Annotated in this window: 3 protein-coding genes; 1 reads left to right on the plus strand and 2 read right to left on the minus strand. The window is 58.6% G+C overall.

Features of this window, described 5'->3' with window-relative positions; genetic code table 11:
* Together ABX962_RS28400 and ABX962_RS28405 are read right to left on the minus strand one after the other, a co-directional pair.
* Positions 1–879: MotA/TolQ/ExbB proton channel family protein (locus ABX962_RS28400; RefSeq protein WP_372724523.1), on the minus strand; the 879-nt coding region annotated here is incomplete at its 3' end.
* Entirely contained in the window at positions 876–2801 is a 1926-nt protein-coding gene (locus ABX962_RS28405; RefSeq protein WP_372724525.1) for a tol-pal system YbgF family protein, read from the minus strand. The genes ABX962_RS28405 and ABX962_RS28400, both read right to left, overlap by 4 nt.
* A gap of 309 nt (positions 2802–3110) precedes the next feature.
* Between ABX962_RS28405 and ABX962_RS28410 the strand changes: the two genes are divergently transcribed.
* A partial coding sequence (locus tag ABX962_RS28410; RefSeq protein WP_372724527.1) for an AAA family ATPase occupies positions 3111–5718 on the plus strand: 2608 nt, incomplete at its 3' end.

Here is a 5718-nt window from a genome sequence, read left to right on the forward strand (position 1 = left end):
CCCACCCGCGGTGGTCATCAGTGCGGTACTGATCCCGGATGCCAGCATCTCCGGTCGGCCGATCGATTCTTGTGAACTGATCGTCTCGAACGCTTCGATCATTCCCAGTACGGTGCCCAACAAGCCCAGCAGCGGAGCAACATTGCTGATCGCGTGAAACACACGGACGAAGCGTCGCAGTCCATCGGCAACTCGATCCCCCGCGTCCATCACCGCTTGTTCAATTTCAAACATCGGACGCCCCCAGCGACGTACTGCCGCCTGGAACACTTCGGCCACCGGACAATCAAACTCTTCGCAGATCTCGGTCGCCTCTTCGTAACTCAATTGGCCATCTTCGACACACTCGGTAAAGCGGCGAACAAACGGACGCGGGATCACGCGGCCTCGACGCAATGCGACCAAACGTTCAAGCGACAACGCGAACACGACCAGCGAACAAAACGCCAACGGCAGCATCAACCAGCCACCCTCAGCGAACTTGCCAAAAATCCCTGGCAATTTCCATCCCGCTCCCTCGGCTGCCACGGCTTCCGCATCGGCTAATTCGGGCACTGCCACCGCATCGGCGGTTTGTTGTGCCGACGGAATCGCAGTCGACGCAGGGATCGTGGGAATCCCGCTATTGAATTGAGCCGGAGCGGGCTGAAAGTTGTTTTGCCCGTAACCGTTTTGCTGAAAATTCTGCTGTGGATATTGAGCCGTCGCCAATTCCAAATGAGACATCCACCATAGCGAACCCACCCCCAACACAATCAAGGGGGCGACGCGCGATACCAATCCGGCGACGTGCGTCGGGTGTCGTTTACGCACGCGCAGCGAGGTTCGAATCGGGTGCGATGATAGCGGGTTAGGATGGGTGGGCTTGCGATCGCTCATCGTCGTAACGTTTTGTTCGGTGTGTTCGATGGTGACCCGGGTTTGGTCGGCGTCGTACCATCACTTGGCGACAACGCGGCAAGCCGACGACTGGCTAAAACAGCGAACTCGCTATCCCCATGTCGGCTTACTAGAGTCGAATAACAAACCGCAGCGTCCCGTGTCCTCCCCAATTGTTCAAAAGATTTTCCGGCCTGGACCAACGAAGCGACCACCCAAGTGCCGTCGGGATCGATTCCCGCAACCCCACGGTAGGCTTCGATGGCTTCGACGTACTTCTGTTGCAAGTAGTACGTTTCGCCGATCATCCACTGAGCCCGTCCACGCAGCGATGCGTCGACCTGGCTGCTGCGAACGACCGACTCAAGGTCACTGCGAGCTTCATCAAATCGCAACCGACGAATGCCAAGCTCGGCCGACAACATCGCGACCAACGCTGCTCGGTAGCGATCATCGCCGGCCGCCTGGGTCGCGGCATCGACTCGCCGAGTCGCCTGATCTACTTCGCCGATCGACACTTCGGTTTCCGCACAACGCAGCAGTGTGGCAAAATCGTCTGCCGCAAGTTCGTCGACGACGTGGCACCACCAACCGTGTGCTTCGGATCGGCGCCCGGTTTGCATCAATGCTTCGGCAAACAAGCGTTCCATCGTGATCGTGCGAGTCGGATCGTTTAGGGCGGGCGAGCTCGCTTGCGATGCCAACGCCAGCATCGACCACCGCTCGTTGCGTCCCGCCCAACGGCAGGCCGATTCGCGTGATTTCGCTTGAATCGTTGCTGGATTCGGCGGCGACAACATAAACATCGCCAATCGTTCCGCGTCCGCGGCGACCGGCAATTGACTCAGTAAATCCGCAGTGGTTTGGCCCGTTTGATCAATCTCGCCGAGTCGCTGGACCAATCGATCCCACGCGTGGGAATCCCCCTGGGCCGCCGCGATCCGGATCGCGATCGCAGTCATCGCGGGCGTCAATTGGTCGAAATCACGCTGGAGGACCAACTTCCGCAACCGCTCGGGGATCTTTTCGATCTCGACCGCCCCAAACTGGTTCAACACGTCTGCGGCGGCATCCGAATCAGGCCAGCGATTAAACAATTCGCTCATCATCGCCTCGGCCTCTTCGTCCCGGCCGACTTGTTTCAGACACGCAATGCCGGCTTGGGCGGCTCGGGCTGCGTCTTGGTGCTCAGGAAACGCTTTCAGGAACGCGATCATCCGATCCGCCGCCTCCTCGGTCCGCTGGCCTGACATCGCCACCGCCCACGCGGCTCCCAACATCGCCGTGGGCTTTTGCACAGGGTCAGCGTGTTTCGCAGCAAGGCTGTACGCGGTTTCCGCAGTGGCGAGGTCTCGCTTTGTCAACGAATCGCGACCAATCCGTAAACATAGATCGACTGCAAGCGGTGTTTGCTCGGCCGTGATTCCCGATTCGTCCGCGAGCGCGTTCTGCAGTGTTTCCGTGGCCACATCCAACTGGCCCGCATGGACAAACAACGACGCCGCAGCGAGCCGCACCAAAACCACTGTCGCCGGCGGCAACGACTTGCTCGCCGGCCGCTGGAGTGCTGAATTCGCGCGGGTAAAAAACTCAGTCGCCCCCGATGTGTCACCGGCATTCTGGAATGCCCGGCCGATCTGAGCCAGGGGAAGCGTCAGGTCGATGTCCCCCGCCGGCTGTTTTGCAAGCAATTGATCGAGTTTTCTCGCCGTTTCCGCAGCGTCGGCAAGATCTCCCGCAGCAAGATGCTTTTGGATTGATGCGTATTCTTGCTGGGGCGAACGCGGGCTCGGTTCCATGTCGCCCGTTGTATCGATCGGTGCCGATAGACCGCCCCCCGCCGTAGCGGCAGAAATACTTCCCTGCTGCGACACCCCCGCTGCAGGCGTGCACGCAAACACGCCGATAGCGAGGACGATCACCTTGGTGATCCTCGGAAGGGGGAATCGGGGCGGCCAATCCATTGGCAAGTCAGAAATTCCTTAGCTGATGGCATCCATGTCGATTGATTTCTCTACATCTTCTCAAATACCCCAAATTGCGAATTTACCGCAATCCCGTATTTACGGGGCCTTTTGTTGGGTGGCAGGGGCAAAACCTTGAAAAACAGAGCTAGGCTGGCGGGGTTCTTTCATCTACTCTGTAATATGCGGTAAATAAGCGGAAATTCGTATTTCCCGGTGCGTGTTCTTTGGCCCCATCCTTCTGATCCCGAGCAAAAAACTCTTCGCATGCTGAAAGCACTCGAACTGGCCGGGTTCAAAAGTTTTGCCGATCGGACCCGCTTTGATTTCCCCGATGGGATTACGGTCGTCGTTGGCCCCAACGGCTCGGGCAAATCAAATATCGTCGACGCTATCAAATGGGTTTTGGGATCGCAGAGCGCCAAGAGCCTGCGGGGCAAGGACATGTCCGACGTGATCTTCAAAGGATCACAAACCCGCGGTCCGGCGGCATCGGCCGAAGCGACGATCGTGTTTGATAACGCCGACGGCGCGCTTCCCGTGGACGCCCCAGAAGTCCACGTTACCCGCCGTGTTTATCGCAGTGGCGAAGCCGAATACCTGATCAACAACCAAGCTGTCCGACTCAAAGACGTCAAAGCCCTGATCCGCGGCACCGGCATCGGGATCGATGCCTACAGTTTGATCGAGCAGGGCAAGGTCGACCGTATGCTGCAGGCGAACGCCAAAGATCGCCGGGCAATTTTTGAAGAAGCCGCTGGGATCAGTCGCTTCAAAGCCAAAAAAATCGAGGCGGAACGGCGACTCGTTCGTGTCCAACAAAACCTGACCCGACTGGGCGACATCGTTGACGAAGTCGCCTCGCGGCTCAAATCGCTGCGTAGCCAAGCCAGCAAGGCCGAACGCTATCGCCAAGCATCGGACCGGCTCAAAGAACTGAGAACGCAAGTCGCCTGGACCGATTGGGCCGATCTGTCCCGTGAACTCGAAACGTTCGAACAAGACCTGATCGATGCAGTCGCTCGCCACAGCGAACTGCAAAGCTTGCGTGAATCGATGACCGAGCAGCGACAAGCTGCTGATATGCAATTGCAAACGATTGCCGAGCAAGCACGCGCGATCGAAGAAAAACGCTCGTCGGCCTTACAGCGGATTGCCGAACTCAACGGCCGACGCTCGGCCGACACCGCCGCGATCAAGGACTTGCGATCCAGCGTTGCGAAATCGCTCGTTCGCGTTCGCTTGCTGCAGAACCAAGCGGGCTCGGCCGCCGCGGAACTGCGAAATGCAAACGAGCGACTCGCGCAATACGAATCCGAATTGGCTGCGGTGCAACGGCGCGGCAGCGAAGCCGAGACGCGGCGTGACAAGATCCAAGTCGAAGTCGACGAGGTTCGCAAGAAACGTGACGAGGTTCAACAGAAACATCTGGCCAGCGTTCGTCGCGTCGCCGATCTCGAAGCGTCACGGCAACGCAGCGAACAACAAATTGCCGAAGTCAGCCGGTTGCTGGCCAATCTTGGTAAACGCATCGCCGCCGCCAAAGCATCCTTGACCGAAGCGGAAAAAGAATCCGGCGTTGCCAAGAACCGAGTCGCATCGCTCGACGAGCAAATTGCACACGCCGCAAAAGAAGTCGAACTAGCCGATGCCAAACTGCAAGAGAGCCGCCGCACTTTGGCGCGGCGACGCGAAGAAGCGTCGGCACTGAAAGTTCGACTACAAGGGGTCACCGAACGCTTGAGCGTGCTGTTGGATCTGCACCGCCGGCAAGAAGGTGTCTCCGGAGGCGTCCAGTCGATCCTGCAAGAGATGAGTGGCTCGGACGACCCGATCGCCAAGACGATGCACGGCATTGTCGCGGAGTGTTTTGAAGTCGACACGCATGTCGCGCCACTGATCGATGCTGCGTTGGGACAAAGAGCGCAATACGTAATCGTCAGCGGTGGCAACTTGCAAGAAGCGATTCTGTCGGGCAAGTTGAAAATCAACAGCCGTGTCGGTCTGATCCGACTCGATGAATTACCACGTCGACGCCCCGGCGACCGCATCCGACTCGATGGACTCAAAGGAGTGATCGGGCGAGGCGACCGGATGATCAAATGCGACGCGATGTTTGAACCACTGTCGCGTCACCTACTCAGCAGCACTTGGTTGGTCGATTCGCTGGGAACGGCACTGGGACTGCGAAAACTCAGTGGTGCGGGGTTGCGATTTGTCACCGCGACTGGCGAATTACTGGAGACCGATGGCACCGTCGTCGTCGGCCCCGCCAGTATCTCGACCGGCTTGGTGAGCCGACGCAGCCAAATCACGGCCGCCGAACAAGAGATCAAACACTACCAATTCCAATTAAAAGAAACCGAGGCTGAATCCGAGCGATTGGCGTCATTGGTCGATGATCAAGCCGCCGAACTTGGACGCATCGAGCAAAAACATCGCAGCCAGATCACCGAGCGTGCTGCTGCGGTCGCCGATTTGCGTCACGCTCAAGAACGCTACCTTTCGCTCAAAACAGCGCATGACGAACTTGATGCCGAAGTCGTCGCCGCCAACCAGACTCGCACCGCGGCGGACCGTGAATACGCCGCCATGGGCAGCCGCATCGCCAGCGGTCAGCAAGAGATCGAAACGCTCGAGATGGAAGCCGCCGAGATCGACGAAATGCTCTCTGGCGCCCAAACCGAACTGCAATCCGCGACCAGCGAAGTGATGGCGATCTCGGTTGACATCGCTCGCGCCGAACAGAAATACGAGGCACTCTCCACGACGATGCAGCAACAGCGTCGCGACCAAAGTCAACGCGAAGCCGCGGTGGCAGAAGTCCGTGGCCAAGCCGAACAGGGACGCGTGCGGCTCGACGAACTCACCTTGC

It is taken from the genome of Novipirellula sp. (assembly GCF_041583735.1).
GTDB lineage: Bacteria > Planctomycetota > Planctomycetia > Pirellulales > Pirellulaceae > Novipirellula.